Genomic DNA, 14,051 nt, shown 5'->3' on the forward strand with positions numbered 1-14,051 from the left:
GCGGGCTTGACACGTCCGCTCCGCCGCACCTAGCGTATTCCATGCAGAGTTTGATCGTTCAAATTCTTACCGTTCGAACCTGTCCCGAGCGCACCTCATCAAAGGAGAGAGATATGACACGGCACACCACACGCGCCCTCCTCGGCACCGGGGCGGTGCTGCTCACCAGCACGCTCGTGCTCACGGGATGCGGCTCCGGCTTCTCCGGTGACGAGCCGGCGGGCGACTCCGACGGGCTCAGCTCGTCCGACGACGCGCTGACCCTGTTGATCGGGTCGTCGGGAGACGCCGAGACCGAGGCCGTGCAGTCCGCGGTCGACGCCTGGTCGGAGGAGTCCGGCACGAAGGTCAGCGTGCAGGTCGCGAGCGACCTCGCCCAGGAGCTCTCCCAGGGCTTCGCGGCAGGCAAGCCGGCAGATCTGTTCTACCTCGCACCGGAGCAGATGGCCGGATACGCCTCGAACGGGTCGCTCCAGCCCTACGGCGACGAACTCGCCAACAAGGATGACTTCTACCCGTCCCTCGTCGAGAACTTCACCCTCGACGGCACCTTCTACTGCGCGCCGAAGGACTTCTCCACGCTCGCCCTCGTGATCAACACGCAGATGTGGGCGGAGGCGGGCCTGACCGACGCCGACCTCCCGAAGACGTGGGACGACCTCGCCTCGGTCGCTCAGAAACTCACCACCTCCGAGCACGTGGGCCTCGCGTTCGGCGCCGAGTATCAGCGCGTCGGCGCGTTCATGGCTCAGGCCGGCGGCGGCCTGGTCGACGACGGCACGGCGATCGCCGACGATCAGGCCAACGTCGACGCCCTCGACTACGTCAAGACGCATCTCGCCGACGGCACGTTCGCCTTCGCGAAGGACATCGGCGCGGGCTGGGGCGGCGAGGCGCTCGGCAAGGGGATGGCGGCCATGGTGATCGAAGGCAACTGGATCACCGGTGCGATGGCCAACGACTTCAGCTCGGTCGACTACACCGTGGCCGAGCTCCCCGAGGGCCCCGGCGGCCGGGGCACCCTGCAGTTCACCAACTGCTGGGGCATGGCGGCCGACAGCCCCAACCAGCAGGCTGCACTGGATCTCGTCGAGTACCTGACCAGCGCCGACAGCCAGCTCGCGTTCTCGAAGGCCTTCGGCCCGATGCCGTCGATCACCTCGGCGGCCGAGCAGTGGACGACCGACAACCCCGACCTCGCGCCGTTCCTCGCCGGTGCGGATCACGCGCAGTTCCCGCCGAACCAGGACGGCGCCGCCGACGTGATCTCCGACTTCAATGCACAGCTCGAATCGCTGAAGACGGGAGACCCCGCCCAGATCCTCGGCACCGTGCAGTCGAACCTCGAAGCGATCGTCGAATAGTCATGGCGGTGCAGGCCACGCCTCGCCGCGGAGGGGCCTCCGGGCTCCGCCGCGGCGAGGCCGCAGCCGGATGGCTGTTCACGGCTCCCGTGATCGTCATCCTCGGCGTCTTCCTCCTCGTCCCGGTGCTCATGGCGCTCTGGGTGAGCATGTCGGACTGGGCGGGACGCGGCAGTCCCCTCTCTCCATCGGTGTCGTTCGTGGGCGTCGACAACTACTCCGCGGTGCTCGTCGACGGCGGGCTCGCGACGAAGGACTTCGGCACGGCCCTCCGCAACAACGCCTGGTACGTGCTGCTGGTGGTGCCGCTGCAGACCGCGATCGCCCTCTTCCTCGCCGTGCTCGTGAACCGCGCCGTGCTGCGAGGCCGCGGGTTCTTCCGCACCGCCTATTACTTCCCCTCCGTCACGAGCTCCGTCGCGATCACGGTGCTGTGGCTGTTCCTGTTCTCGGCGAGCGGGGCCGTGAACAGCGTGCTCTCCTGGTTCGGCGTCAACGGACCGAACTGGTTCAACGACCCCCGCGGCATCCTGCATCTCGCCCTCGGCGGGATCGGTGTCGACGCCGGCCCCGCCGCGCTCACCGACGGCGGCATGCTCGGCATCTCGTGGTGGGAGTGGCTCGCCGGACCGTCGATCGCGATGAGCGCCTACATCCTCATGGCCATCTTCACGACCTCCGGCACGTTCATGCTGCTCTTCCTCGCCGGCCTGCAGAACCTCGGGGCCGATGTCGACGAGGCCGCCATGATGGACGGGGCGAACGGATGGCAGCGCTTCTGGCGCGTCACTCTCCCCCAGCTGCGCCCGACGCTGTTCACGGTCCTCACGCTGGGCCTCATCGGATGCTGGCAGGTGTTCGACCAGATCTACACCGGCACGCGAGGCGCTCCGAGCAAGACCACGCTCACGCCGGCCTACCAGTCCTACAAGACGGCCTTCACGGATCAGGAGTGGGGCCAGGGTGCAGCGATCGCCTTCATCCTCTTCGTCATCATCGTCGTGTTCACGCTGCTGCAGCGCTGGGTGCTGCGTGACCGGCCCGTGTCCCGCCGGCGCATCCGCGCCTACGAGATCACGTCGAAGGGAGGAGCGTCATGAAGCTGTCGTCGAAGCAGCTGACGTGGCAGATCGTGCTCTACGCGGTGCTGATCGTGCTCGCCCTGATCTACATCTACCCGTTCCTCATCCAGGTCTTCACGAGCTTCAAGACCGACGAGGATGCCGCATCGTCGGGCGTCGGCCTGCTCCCCGACTCGTGGACCTTCGCCGCCTACGAGCGCCTCTTCGCGAACTCGGACTTCCCGTCGTGGTTCGTCAACAGCGCCATCGTGACGATCTTCGTCACCGCCGGTCGCGTGTTCTTCAACTCGCTCGCCGGGTATGCGCTGGCCCGTCTGCGGTTCCGCGGGCGCGGCGTCGTGTTCGCCGCGCTCGTGGCCGTGATGTCGGTCCCGACCGTCGTGCTGCTGATCCCCAAGTTCCTCGTGATCAATCAGCTCGGCATCTTCAACTCCTACGCGGGCATGATCCTGCCGCTGCTCGTCGACGCCGCCGGGGTCTTCATCATGAAGAACTTCTTCGAGTCGATCCCCGTGTCGGTCGAGGAGCAGGCCCGCATCGACGGCGCCGGCACGTTCCGCATGTTCTGGTCGGTGGTGCTGCCGATGGCGACACCGGCCCTCATCACCATCGTCATCCTGTCGTTCCAGGGTTCCTGGAACGAGCTCAGCCACTTCATCGTGTCGACCAACGACCCCGCCCTGACGACGCTCACGAAGGGCGTCGCCTCGCTCGCGAGCGGCCAACTCAGCCAGGGCACCCAGTATCCGCTCAAGCTGGCGGCGGCCCTCATCATGACGATCCCCGTCGCCGTGATGTTCTTCGTCTTCCAGCGCCGCATCATGAATTCCACCGAAGGAGCCGTCAAGGAATGACCGACCGCCCCCACCTCCAGCCGCTGCTCGACGACGCCGTCATCGTGCTCGACGCCCCCACCCAGGTCTGGTCCGATCGCGCGGGGCGCGTCGGCACCGCCTCGATCCACGGCGTGTTCCACGGCGACGTCCGACACATCGCCGGGATCGACCTCGCGGTGCGCGGCACGGCTCTCGAGTCGATCGGATGCTCCTTGCCGACTCCGCAGCGGGTGCGGTTCACCGACCTGCTGCGCGGCCTCGACGACGCGGCGGCCGACCCCAAGCTGCGCCTCGACCGCGATCGCACCGTGACGGCGGGGCGGTTCACCGAGACGCTGCGGTTCTCCTCGCACCTCGAGGATGCCGTCGAGGTCGATGTCACGGTGCGCGTGCGGCCCGACTTCTCCCCCATGCAGCTCGTCAAGGCGGGAGTGCCAAGGGCGGAGCAGTGGACGTGGGACGGCGAGCGCTGCCGGGCCGGTGAGGCCTCGTTCGCGCTCTCGGCCCCGGGCGCCGCGGTGTCGGTCGAGGGAGGCGAACTCGTCGTCGCCTGGCGTGCGGTCGTCGAACCGCGCGCTGCCGTCGAGCTGTCCTGGGCGGCCGCCCTCGACGACCCGACGCTCGTCGTGACCTCGCCCACGCGTTCGGCCGACCTCCGCGATGTCGCCACCGGGATCGACCCCCGCGCCGCCCGGTGGCTCGACCGGGCCACGGCCGACCTCGACGCCCTGCGCCTGGCACTTCCCGATCACCCGGACGACGACTTCTATGCGGCGGGCGCTCCGTGGTTCTTCACCCTGTTCGGGCGCGACTCGATCTGGGCCGCGCGCCTCGCCCTGGCATCCGATCCGACGATCGCCGGGTCGACGCTCCGAGTGCTCGCGCGCCTGCAGGGCACGACCGTCGACCCGCGAACCGCCGAGGCCCCCGGCAAGATCGCGCACGAGCTGCGCAGCGCCGAGCTCTCCCTGCCCGGCGAAGGGGTGCTGCTCCCGCCCCTGTACTACGGCACGGTCGATGCGACGCCGCTCTGGGTGTGCCTGCTCGCCGATGCGCGCGACGCCGGCATGCCCGCCGGTGAACTCCGTGATCTGCTCCCCGCACTCCGCGCCGCCCTCCGCTGGATGATCGAGCACGGCGACGCCTCGGGCAGCGGCTTCATCGACTACGCCGATGAGACAGGGCACGGTCTCGCCAACCAGGGGTGGAAGGACTCCGGTGACTCGATCCAGTGGCGCGACGGCCGACTCGCGGAGGGGCCGATCGCTCTGAGCGAGGTGCAGGGCTACGCCTACGAGGCCGCCGTGCGCGGTGCGGCGCTGCTCGACGAGCTGGGCGAGCCGGGCGGCGACGAGCTGCGCTCCTGGGCGGCGGACCTGCGGCAGCGGTTCCACGAGGCGTACTGGGTGACGACCCCCGAGGGGCGATACCCGGCCATCGCGCTCGACGCGCACGGCGCCCCGGTCGACACGCTCACGAGCAACATCGGCCACCTGATCGGCACCGGTCTGCTCGACGCCGACGAGGAGCGCGCGTGCGCCGAGCTCCTCGACGGCGAGAGCATGTCGAGCGGCTACGGCATCCGCACCATGTCGACGGATGCCGCCGGCTACTGGCCGCTCAGCTACCACGGCGGCAGCGTGTGGACCCACGACACCGCGATCGCCGTGCACGGGATGCTGCGCGCCGGCCTCGCAAATCACGCCCGCGGCATCGCCGGGCAGCTGCTCGATCTCGCCGAGGGGTTCGACTATCGCGTTCCCGAGCTGCACTCGGGCGAACCGCGCGTGCCAGGCGGCCGCCCCGTGCCCTACCCGGCCGCCTGCCGCCCGCAGGCCTGGTCGGCCGCCGCCGCCGTGGTGTGCGCGGAGGCACTGCGCTGAGTCGTCCGCTGACGGCATCCGATCGGTGGCGTCAGCGGATGGCCGCTCCGTCCTTCCACACGCGCGCGACCAGCGGCACGCCGGGGCGGTAGGCGAGGTGGATGCGCGTCGGCACGTCCAGCAGCACGAGGTCCGCTCGGGCACCGGGCGCGATGATCCCGATGTCGTCCCTGCGCAGCGCGCGTGCACCCCCGGCGGTCGCCGCCCACACGGCTTCCGCCGGGGTCATGCCCATGTCGCGCACGGCGATCGCGATGCAGAACGGCATCGACGAGGTGAAGCTCGAGCCGGGATTCGTGTCGCACGCGATCGCGACGGTCACTCCCGCGTCGATCAGCCGTCGCGCATCCGGATAGGGCTGTCTCGTCGAGAACTCGACGCCCGGGAGCAGCGTCAGGACGGTGTCCGAGCCGGCGAGCGCGATGACGTCGGCGTCGGTCAGATAGGTGCCGTGATCCACCGAGGCGGCGCCGAGCTCGACCGCGAGCCGCACCCCGTCGCCGGGGCCCAGCTGGCTCGCGTGCAGGCGAGGTCGCAGCCCGCGCGCGATTCCCGCGTCCAGGATACGGCGCGACTGCGCGACCGTGAACGCCCCCGTCTCGCAGAACGCGTCGACCCATCGCGCGTGCGGAGCGCAGGCTGCGAGCATAGGGCCGCAGACGAGGTCGACGTACTCCTCGGGGTGCTCCGCATACTCGGCGGGTACGATGTGCGCGCCGAGGAACGTGACCTCCGAGGTCACCTCCGCGGCGAGACGCACCAGCCGCTGCTCGTCGGCGACGGTGAGGCCGTACCCGCTCTTGATCTCGACCGTGGTCGTGCCCTGGGCGAGCATCTCGTCGACGAACCCGCGCAGCCGAGAGCGCAGCTCGGCATCCGTCGCCGCCCTGGTCGCCGCCACCGTGGAGCGGATGCCGCCCGCGGCATACTTCTGGCCCGCCATGCGCGCCTCGAACTCGGCGGCGCGGTCGCCGCCGAACACGAGGTGGCTGTGACTGTCGACGAAGCCGGGGATCATCGCGCGTCCGCGCGCATCGATCACGTCGTCCGACGACGGGGCGTCGGCGGACGGACCGACCCAGGCGATCCGCTCCTGCTCGATCAGCACGGCCGCGTCGAGGATCGTGCCGCAGGGGTCGGTCGGGTCGGAGCCGGCGTTGGTGGTCAGCTCCCCGATGCCGGTGATGAGCGTGGTGTTCACAGCATCGGCACCTTCAGTCCGCGTTCCCTCGCGATGTCCCGCGCGTGCTCGTACCCGGCGTCGACGTGCCGCATGACCCCGGTGCCCGGGTCGTTCGTCAAAACGCGCTCGAGCTTCTCCGCGGCGAGCGCCGACCCGTCGGCGACGGTGACCTGACCGGCGTGGATGGAGCGGCCAATGCCGACCCCGCCGCCATGGTGCAGCGACACCCAGGAGGCCCCGGACGCCGTGTTCAGCAGCGCGTTGAGCAGCGGCCAGTCGGCGATCGCGTCCGAGCCGTCCTTCATGCCCTCCGTCTCGCGGTAGGGCGAGGCGACCGATCCCGAGTCGAGGTGGTCGCGGCCGATGACGATGGGCGCCGAGAGCTCCCCGGAGGCCACCATCTCGTTGAACTTCAGCCCGGCGAGATGCCGCTCCTTGTAGCCCAGCCAGCAGATCCGCGCCGGCAGCCCTTCGAAGTGCACGGTCGAGCCGGCCTTGTCGAGCCAGCGGTGCAGCGCGGTGTCCTCGGGGAACAGCTCGGCGACGGCCCGGTCGGTCCTGCGGATGTCCTCGGGGTCTCCCGAGAGCGCTGCCCAGCGGAACGGCCCTCGCCCCTCCTCGAACTGCGGACGGATGTAGGCGGGGACGAACCCGGGGAACTCGAACGACCTGGCGAAGCCCCCGAGTTGCGCTTCCGCCCGGATCGAGTTGCCGTAGTCGAAGACCGCTGCGCCGGCATCCTGGAATGCGACCATGGCTGCGACGTGGGCGGCCATCGAGGCCCTGGCCCGGTGCGTGAACCCTGCCGGGTCGCGCTCGGCCTCGGTCTTCCAGTCCTCGAGGGCCACGCCGATCGGGAGATACGCGAGGGGATCGTGGGCGCTGGTCTGGTCGGTGACGATGTCGATGGGCACTTCCCGGCGGCGGAGCTCGGGGAAGACCTCGGCCGCGTTGCCGACGACGCCGACGGAGAGAGCCTCTCCTGCGTCCTTCGCGGCGACGACCCGGGCGACGGCGGCGTCGAGGTCGGTGGTGTACTCGTCGAGGTAGCCGTGCTCGACGCGGCGCGCGAGCCGTGACTCGTCGACGTCGACGATCAGCACGACCCCCTCGTTGAGGGTGACGGCGAGCGGCTGTGCTCCGCCCATCCCGCCCGCTCCGCCGGTGAGGGTCAGCGTGCCTTTCAGCGAGTCGCGTCCGAGCGAGCGGGCGACGGCCGAGAACGTCTCGTAGGTGCCCTGCAGGATCCCCTGCGTCCCGATGTAGATCCAGGAGCCGGCCGTCATCTGGCCGTACATGATCAGCCCCAGCTCCTCCAGGCGGCGGAACTCCGGCCAGTTGGCCCAGTCGCCGACGAGGTTCGAGTTGGCGATGAGCACCCGCGGCGCCCACTCGTGCGTGCGGAAGACGCCGACCGGCTTCCCCGACTGCACGAGCAGGGTCTCGTCGGGTTCGAGCTCGTCGAGGGTCCGCACGATCGCGTCGTACGCCTCCCAGCTTCGGGCCGCCCGGCCGGTCCCGCCGTAGACGACGAGGTCCTCGGGGTGCTCGGCCACCTCGGGATCGAGGTTGTTCATCAGCATCCGCTTGGCCGCCTCGGCCCCCCAGCTCTTGGCGGTGCGCTGGTTGCCGCGCGGGGCGCGGATCGTGCGCGCGGTGTCGGTGGTCGTGCGGGTCGTCGGTGTCCGGTCAGTCATGCGCGTGCTCCTGTGCGATGCGGGCGACGGAGCCGGACTGCACCAGCGCGGTCACGGCCTCCATGTCGGGTGAGAGGTACTGGTCGGGTCCTGGGCCGGCGGCGACGGTGCGAACGAGGTCGCGTACCGCACCGGTCGCCGGCCCTGCCTGCAACGGCGCGCGCAGGTCGAGGGCCCGCGCCCCGGTGAGGATCTCGATGGCCAGCACGCGCCCGAGCCCGTCGACCGCGCGACGCAGCTTGCGCGCGGCCGCCCACCCCATCGAGACGTGGTCCTCCTGCATGGCCGACGAGGGGATGGAGTCCACGGATGCCGGGGCGGCGAGGCGCTTGAGCTCGGAGACGATGCCCGCTGCGGCGTACTGCGCGATCATGAGCCCGGAGTCGACGCCGACCTCGTGGGCGAGGAACGGGGGGAGCCCGTGGTTGCGGGCCGGGTCCAGCGCACGGTCGGTGCGTCGCTCGGAGACCGAGGCGACGTCGGCCACCGAGATGGCGAGGAAGTCGAGCACGGCGGCGACCGGCGCTCCGTGGAAGTTCCCGTTCGACTCGATCCGCCCGTCGAGGGTGATGACGGGGTTGTCGATCACGCTCATCAGCTCGCGGTCGGCGATCAGCGTGGCGTGCGCCATGGTGTCGCGGGCGGCGCCGTGCACCTGCGGCGAGCAGCGCAGGGAGTAGGCGTCCTGCACCCGGCCGTCCTCCGGGCCCTTGTGGCTGTGCACGACGGGCGAGTCGCCGAGGAACGATCGAAGGTTGCGCGCGGACTCGGCCTGCCCGAACTGTGGCCGCAGCATCATGAGGTCGGCGGCGAACACGGCATCCGTCCCGAGCTGCGACTCGATCGACATCGCCGCGGCGATATCGGCCGTCACCATCAGGGTCTCGAGGTCGTGCAGCGCGAGGGCGAGCATGGCCAGCATCCCGTCGGTGCCGTTGATGAGGGCGAGCCCCTCCTTCTCGACGAGTTCCAGGGGCGGGATCCCCGCAGCGGCGAGCGCATCGGCCGCGGAGACGATCTCGCCGCCGCGAACCCGCACCTCTCCCTCGCCCATCGCGGCGAGAGCGATGTGGGCGAGCGGCGCGAGGTCACCGGAGCATCCCAGCGATCCGTACTCGCGCACGATCGGCGCGATCCCGGCATTCAGCAGGGCCGCGTAGGTCTCCACCACCGCGGGGCGCACGCCCGTGCGGCCCGATGCCAGCGTCTGCAGGCGCAGGAGCTGGAGACCCCGCACGACCTCGCGCTCGACCTCTGGCCCCGTCCCCGCAGCGTGCGAGCGGATCAGGCTGGCCTGCAGCTGCCGACGACGGTCGGCCGCGATGAACGTGGTGGCGAGAGCGCCGAAGCCGGTCGACACCCCGTAGTGCGGATTCGGATCGGCGGCGAGTCCGTCGACGACCGCTCTGGTCTGCCGCACCCGGTCGAGGGCTTCGGGCGCGAGGACGACGGCGGCATCGTGGCGGGCGACGGCGACGACGTCGGAGATCGTGAGCGGGGCGGCACCCACGACGACGGAGGAGGAAGAGCTCATGGTTCGATTCCACACCCGCGCAGTGGTGTCGGACAGGGCGCCATGGCATCCTGTGTCTGTGATCTCAGACACAGGGGCAGGACGCGAGCGCGGCCCCGGCGCGCAGGTTCCGGCGGCCGACAACACGCTGCGGATGCTGCGCTATCTCGCCGGACGCCCGGCGCCGGTGGCCGCGTCGGCCATCGCCCGCGATCTCGCGCTCCCCCGGTCGACGGTCTACCACCTGCTCACGACCCTGGCCGAGCACGGCTTCGTCCTGCACCTCGCCGAGGAGCGCCGGTGGGGTCTCGGCACCTCGGCGTTCGAACTCGCCGGCGGCTACGCGAGGCAGCAGCCCCTCGCCCGGCTCGGTCGACCGCTCGTCGCGGCCCTGTCCGACCGCCTCGGCGAGAGCGCGCATCTCGCGGTCATGAGCGGCGGCGACGTGCTCTACATCGTGGAGGAGAGAGCGCCGCGGCGCCCCGCGCTCGTCACCGACGTCGGGGTGCGGCTTCCCGCACACCTCACCGCGTCCGGCCGCGCGATGCTCGCCGCCCTCCCCCGGGAGCAGGTGCGCGCGCTGTACCCGAGCGCCTCGGCGTTCCCCGACCGCACGGGACTCGGGCCCCGTACGCCCCGCGAGCTCCGTGAGGTGCTGCGCACCGTGCGCGAGCGCGGCTACGCGACGGAGGACAGCGAGGTCGCCGACGGACTGCGCAGCGTCGGCGCCGTCGTCCGCGACCATGCCGCGTGGCCGGTCGCCGCCGTCGCCGTCACGTGGGCCGACCCCGAGCTCGACGGAGGCGTGCTGGCGGCGGCCGTGCGCGACACCGCGTCCGTCCTCCAGGCGCGCCTGCGCCGGTGAGGCGGCTGCGCCGGCGCGATGTCTCAGGACTGCGACACCCGTGCGACAGGGCAGCGACACCGGCTGGATACTCTCGAAGCATGACCACGCGACGCTCCGCCTCCGTCCCTCGTCTCGGCCTGGCCGCCGCCTGCTCCGCGCTCATCCTGCTCGCCGGGTGCGCACCCGAGCCCGCGGCCGACGCGCCGACCTCCGCCCCGAAGCCGACGCCCACCGCGTCCGCGACGCCGTCGACCGTCACCGTGGCCGGCTACGACGTCGGGGAGTTCCCTCCCGTGCCTCTGTTCGTGCTGCCGGATCTGTCGCTGCTCGACTCGTCGGCCTCGGCGTTCACGATCGAGGTGAACGAGGCGCTGGCGGGGATCCCGGGAGTCGTGGCCTCCCCCGCGCACTGCGACGCCGGAGGGGCGGTGGTGTCGGGCTCCGGCACCGCGTATCTCTACGGAGATGGCTCCGGTACCTTCACAGGTCCCGACGGGACGGTGCAGAACTTCGGAGACGGATCGGGCACCTCGACGATCAACGGGGTCGCGATCCAGAACTTCGGAGACGGCTCGGGAAACTACACCGACGGCACCGTGACCATCCAGAACTTCGGCGACGGATCCGGCACGTACGCGGACGCGAGCAAGACCGTGCAGATCTTCGGCGACGGATCGGGGACCTACACCGACGGCACCAGGACGATCCAGAACTTCGGCGACGGATCCGGCACCTACACCGACGGCACCGTCACGATCCAGAACTTCGGCGACGGATCGGGGAACTACGCCGACGGTCGCATCACCATCCAGAACTGGGGCGACGGCACGGCACGCGTCGGCAGCGAGACGGTGAAGGCCGCTCCCCTGCCGCCCGTTCCCGAGCTCGGGGTGTTCCCTCCGCTCGGCGCACTCGCTCCCGTGGCGTCGTGCGGCACGACGCTCACCTTCGCCGACGGCGTGCTCTTCGACTTCGACAGGAGCGACATCCGCGCGGATGCCGCATCCACCCTCGCGACCGTGGCCGAGGTGCTCACGCGCCTCGGGGTGAGCGACGCTGCCGTCAGCGGGCACACCGACGCGATCGGATCGGATGCCGAGAACCAGACCCTGTCGGAGGAACGCGCGCAGTCGGTCGTCGCAGCGCTCGAAGATCGCGGTGTCACGACGACCCTCACCGCGGAGGGCTTCGGCGAGAGTCGCCCGGTCGCGGCCAATGAGATCGACGGTGTCGACAACCCGGCCGGCCGCCAGCTGAACCGCCGGGTCGAGATCTTCATCCCTGCGACGTTCTGATGCTCGGAGGCATCCGAACGAGGTCGACACGAGAGGATAGGGACATGCGCCGCCGCAGAACGAGATCGATCCTGGTGGGGCTCGTGCTGCTCGGGTCCCTGACGACGACGGGATGCACGGTGTCCATCGTCGATCCGTCGGCCGATGACGCACCGACTCCGGCCCCGGCCGCATCCGACGCACAGGTCGAGCGCTCGACACCGACACCGCGACCGACCACAGATGCACGCATGGAGAGCTCCGGCCTGAGCGCCGAAGGCCAAGCCGATCGCGACAGGCTGATCGCCGCCGCGTCGACGACCGCGGCCTGCCCGACCGGTCCGATCACCGCGGACGGAGCGGTGATCCGCATCGAGGGCTCCTGTCCCGACCTCGTCGTCGAGGCGGATGCGGCGGTCGTGGTCGCAGACGACGTGCAGCGCCTCGTGCTCTCCGGGGACGGCACCGTGGTCTACGTGGAGACAGTGGATGCCGTGTCGGTGTCGGGCAGCGCCAGCTCGGTGTTCTGGGCGGGCGCCACCCCGTCCGTGAACGACACCGGCACGGCCAATACGCTGCGGAGGGGCTGAGCAGTGGACGCGCCAGATCGCCCCGGCATCCTCCTCGTCGACGACGACGACGCGATCGCGACCGCGCTCGGGCCGTTCCTCGAGCGCAGCGGCTTCTCCGTGCGGATCGCCGGCGACGGGCGCGACGCGCTCCGCGAAGTCGAGCGCGAAGTGCCGGACCTCGTCGTCTGCGACGTACTCATGCCCCACGTCGACGGTCGGGAGTTCGTCCGTCGGGTGCGCGCCAGGCAGCTCTGGCTGCCCATCATCCTGCTCACGCAGGTCGGCGAGTCGTGGGAGCGCAGCGCCGCCCTCGACGAGGGCGCCGACGACTACCTCAACAAGCCGTTCGACCCGCATGAGCTGATCTCGCGCATCCGGGCTGTGCTCCGCCGTACGGCCCAGGGCGGTGCCACGCTGCGGTCGGCGCATCGGCTGCGCGCCGCCGATCTCGTCCTCGACAGGACGGCGCGTCGAGTGTGGAGAGCGGATGCCGAGCTCTCGCTCACCCCCAAGGCGATGACGCTCCTGGAGTACCTGATGCTCCACCCGGGCGAGGTCCACACCCGCGAGCATCTGCTCGCCACCCTGTGGGGGTTCGACTTCACGACATCGAGCCGTGCCGTCGACCACCGCATCGCCGAGCTGCGGCGGGTCCTCGGCGAGACCGGCGCAGGGAGTCCCTTCATCGAGACCGCTCAGAGCATCGGGTACCAGTTCGTCGCACGGGTGGTGCCCGCGTGAGCCGCGCCGGAGATGTCGCGCTCAGCGTGCTCACCGCGCTCCCCCTCGGCATCTGCGCGCTCACCGCGGGAGGGATGCTGGTCGCCGGTGACGAGCGCATCCTCGCCATGGAGCTCGCTCTCCCGGTCGGCGTGCTCGTCGCCGGCTCCCTCGTGTCGGCGATCCCGCTCAGCATCCTCGTCTGGCGGCGCCGACGTGCCGCAGCCGGACACGCGCGGCAGCGGGCGACAGCTGCAGCGGCGCAGTCCGCCGCCGACCGGGAGCGCGCGAACCATCAACGCTTCCTCGCCCGACTCGACCACGAACTCAAGAACCCGCTCACCGCGATCCGCGCGACAGTCGCGACGGCGAACCCTCCGGCGGGCGCGAGCGGCGCAGCCGGCGCGGCCGTCCGGGACACAGCCTGGGACACGGTGGACGCGCAGGCGCAGAAGCTGAGCGGCCTCGTGAGGGACCTCCGCAAGCTGTCGGAGCTCGAGACACGACCCCTGGAGAGGGAGCCGGTGTCACTCGAGGAGATGCTGGCCGAGGCGATCGAGGCCCTGGGTCACCAGGATCCCGCCGCACGGGCACGAACCGTGCTGTCCGTGACCCGGGTCCCCTGGAGCGTGCCACCTCTGCAGCTCGACCTGGACCTCATGTCGCTCGCGATCGACAACCTCCTCGGCAACGCGGCGAAGTACTCCGTGCAGGGGCCGATCGAGGTCCGCCTGCGGGAGCAGGACGGCTGGGCGATCGTCGAGATCGCGGATGCCGGGCGCGGCATCCCTGCAGCAGAGCTCTCCTCCGTGTTCGACGAGCTCGCACGCGCGAGGAATGCGCGGGACGTCGCGGGCTCGGGTATCGGGCTGACGCTCGTCGCGACGGTCGTACGTCGGCACGGTGGCGATGTCTCCGTGCGTTCCGTCGAGGGCTCCGGAACCGTCGCCACCCTGCGCCTTCCCGTGCGCGAACGCGCCTGAAACCGCAAAAGGCCATCCCCCTGCAGGGATGGCCGGCCGTCGTCCGCGGACGACGCGGTTAACGCAGAAGAGCCACCCAGCTCTGGGTGGCTCTTCT

Annotated in this window: 12 protein-coding genes; 9 read left to right on the forward strand and 3 right to left on the reverse strand. The window is 70.8% G+C overall.

Annotation, left to right across the window (positions count from 1 at the left end; translation table 11 throughout):
- Positions 1 to 113: 113 nt before the first annotated feature.
- From RAC69_RS11075 to RAC69_RS11090, 4 genes are read left to right on the forward strand one after another with little or no spacing between them, the layout of a single operon-like run.
- Positions 114 to 1,364: an extracellular solute-binding protein gene (locus tag RAC69_RS11075; RefSeq protein WP_375086850.1), complete on the forward strand. Its 1,251-nt coding sequence runs from the start codon at positions 114 to 116 to the stop codon at positions 1,362 to 1,364.
- 2 nt (positions 1,365 to 1,366) lie between these two features.
- A complete protein-coding gene (locus RAC69_RS11080) occupies positions 1,367 to 2,464 on the forward strand; it encodes a sugar ABC transporter permease (RefSeq protein ID WP_341933812.1) in 1,098 nt (365 codons plus the stop codon).
- A complete protein-coding gene (locus tag RAC69_RS11085; protein WP_341933811.1) occupies positions 2,461 to 3,300 on the forward strand; it encodes a carbohydrate ABC transporter permease in 840 nt (279 codons plus the stop codon). Before RAC69_RS11080 ends, RAC69_RS11085 begins: the two co-directional genes overlap by 4 nt.
- A complete protein-coding gene (locus tag RAC69_RS11090) occupies positions 3,297 to 5,165 on the forward strand; it encodes a glycogen debranching N-terminal domain-containing protein (protein WP_375086851.1) in 1,869 nt (622 codons plus the stop codon). The genes RAC69_RS11085 and RAC69_RS11090 overlap by 4 nt, the downstream gene beginning before the upstream one ends.
- Before the next feature lie 31 nt (positions 5,166 to 5,196).
- On the opposite strand, the gene hutI is transcribed toward RAC69_RS11090, so the two are convergent.
- Genes hutI through hutH form a run of 3 tightly spaced genes read right to left on the reverse strand, consistent with a single transcriptional unit; the run spans position 5,197 to position 9,579 of the window.
- A complete protein-coding gene (hutI, locus tag RAC69_RS11095) occupies positions 5,197 to 6,366 on the reverse strand; it encodes an imidazolonepropionase (RefSeq protein ID WP_375086852.1) in 1,170 nt (389 codons plus the stop codon).
- The gene (gene hutU / locus RAC69_RS11100) at positions 6,363 to 8,045 is read right to left on the reverse strand and encodes a urocanate hydratase (RefSeq protein ID WP_375086853.1); all 1,683 of its coding nucleotides are present in this window, start codon (positions 8,043 to 8,045) and stop codon (positions 6,363 to 6,365) included. The genes hutI and hutU overlap by 4 nt, the downstream gene beginning before the upstream one ends.
- Positions 8,038 to 9,579, reverse strand: coding sequence for a histidine ammonia-lyase (hutH, locus tag RAC69_RS11105; protein WP_375086854.1), 1,542 nt, complete (start codon positions 9,577 to 9,579; stop codon positions 8,038 to 8,040). The genes hutU and hutH overlap by 8 nt, the downstream gene beginning before the upstream one ends.
- A gap of 52 nt (positions 9,580 to 9,631) precedes the next feature.
- On the opposite strand from hutH, the gene RAC69_RS11110 reads away from it, so the two are divergent.
- The 5 genes from RAC69_RS11110 to RAC69_RS11130 all read left to right on the forward strand — a co-directional run bounded on the left by RAC69_RS11110 (position 9,632) and on the right by RAC69_RS11130 (position 13,954).
- Complete coding sequence (locus RAC69_RS11110) at positions 9,632 to 10,423, forward strand: IclR family transcriptional regulator (RefSeq protein ID WP_375086865.1); 792 nt, start codon at positions 9,632 to 9,634, stop codon at positions 10,421 to 10,423.
- 80 nt (positions 10,424 to 10,503) lie between these two features.
- Complete coding sequence (locus RAC69_RS11115; RefSeq protein ID WP_375086855.1) at positions 10,504 to 11,700, forward strand: OmpA family protein; 1,197 nt, start codon at positions 10,504 to 10,506, stop codon at positions 11,698 to 11,700.
- 44 nt (positions 11,701 to 11,744) lie between these two features.
- Positions 11,745 to 12,269, forward strand: coding sequence for a DUF3060 domain-containing protein (locus RAC69_RS11120; protein WP_375086856.1), 525 nt, complete (start codon positions 11,745 to 11,747; stop codon positions 12,267 to 12,269).
- 3 nt (positions 12,270 to 12,272) lie between these two features.
- Positions 12,273 to 12,992: a response regulator transcription factor gene (locus tag RAC69_RS11125; protein ID WP_375086857.1), complete on the forward strand. Its 720-nt coding sequence runs from the start codon at positions 12,273 to 12,275 to the stop codon at positions 12,990 to 12,992.
- Positions 12,989 to 13,954: a sensor histidine kinase gene (locus RAC69_RS11130; protein WP_375086858.1), complete on the forward strand. Its 966-nt coding sequence runs from the start codon at positions 12,989 to 12,991 to the stop codon at positions 13,952 to 13,954. The genes RAC69_RS11125 and RAC69_RS11130 overlap by 4 nt, the downstream gene beginning before the upstream one ends.
- The last annotated feature ends 97 nt before the right edge of the window (positions 13,955 to 14,051 follow it).

It is taken from the genome of Microbacterium sp. LS_15 (assembly GCF_041954735.1).
Taxonomy (GTDB): domain Bacteria; phylum Actinomycetota; class Actinomycetes; order Actinomycetales; family Microbacteriaceae; genus Microbacterium.

Excerpts from the sequence above, each read along its gene's own strand:
- RAC69_RS11115 (WP_375086855.1), top strand. The coding sequence starts at position 10,504 with ATGACCACGCGACGCTCCGCCTCCGTCCCTCGTCTCGGCCTGGCCGCC.
- RAC69_RS11120 (WP_375086856.1), top strand. The coding sequence starts at position 11,745 with ATGCGCCGCCGCAGAACGAGATCGATCCTGGTGGGGCTCGTGCTGCTC.
- RAC69_RS11085 (WP_341933811.1), top strand. The coding sequence starts at position 2,461 with ATGAAGCTGTCGTCGAAGCAGCTGACGTGGCAGATCGTGCTCTACGCG.
- hutH (WP_375086854.1), bottom strand. The coding sequence starts at position 9,579 with ATGAGCTCTTCCTCCTCCGTCGTCGTGGGTGCCGCCCCGCTCACGATC.
- RAC69_RS11090 (WP_375086851.1), top strand. The coding sequence starts at position 3,297 with ATGACCGACCGCCCCCACCTCCAGCCGCTGCTCGACGACGCCGTCATC.
- hutU (WP_375086853.1), bottom strand. The coding sequence starts at position 8,045 with ATGACTGACCGGACACCGACGACCCGCACGACCACCGACACCGCGCGC.
- RAC69_RS11075 (WP_375086850.1), top strand. The coding sequence starts at position 114 with ATGACACGGCACACCACACGCGCCCTCCTCGGCACCGGGGCGGTGCTG.
- RAC69_RS11080 (WP_341933812.1), top strand. The coding sequence starts at position 1,367 with ATGGCGGTGCAGGCCACGCCTCGCCGCGGAGGGGCCTCCGGGCTCCGC.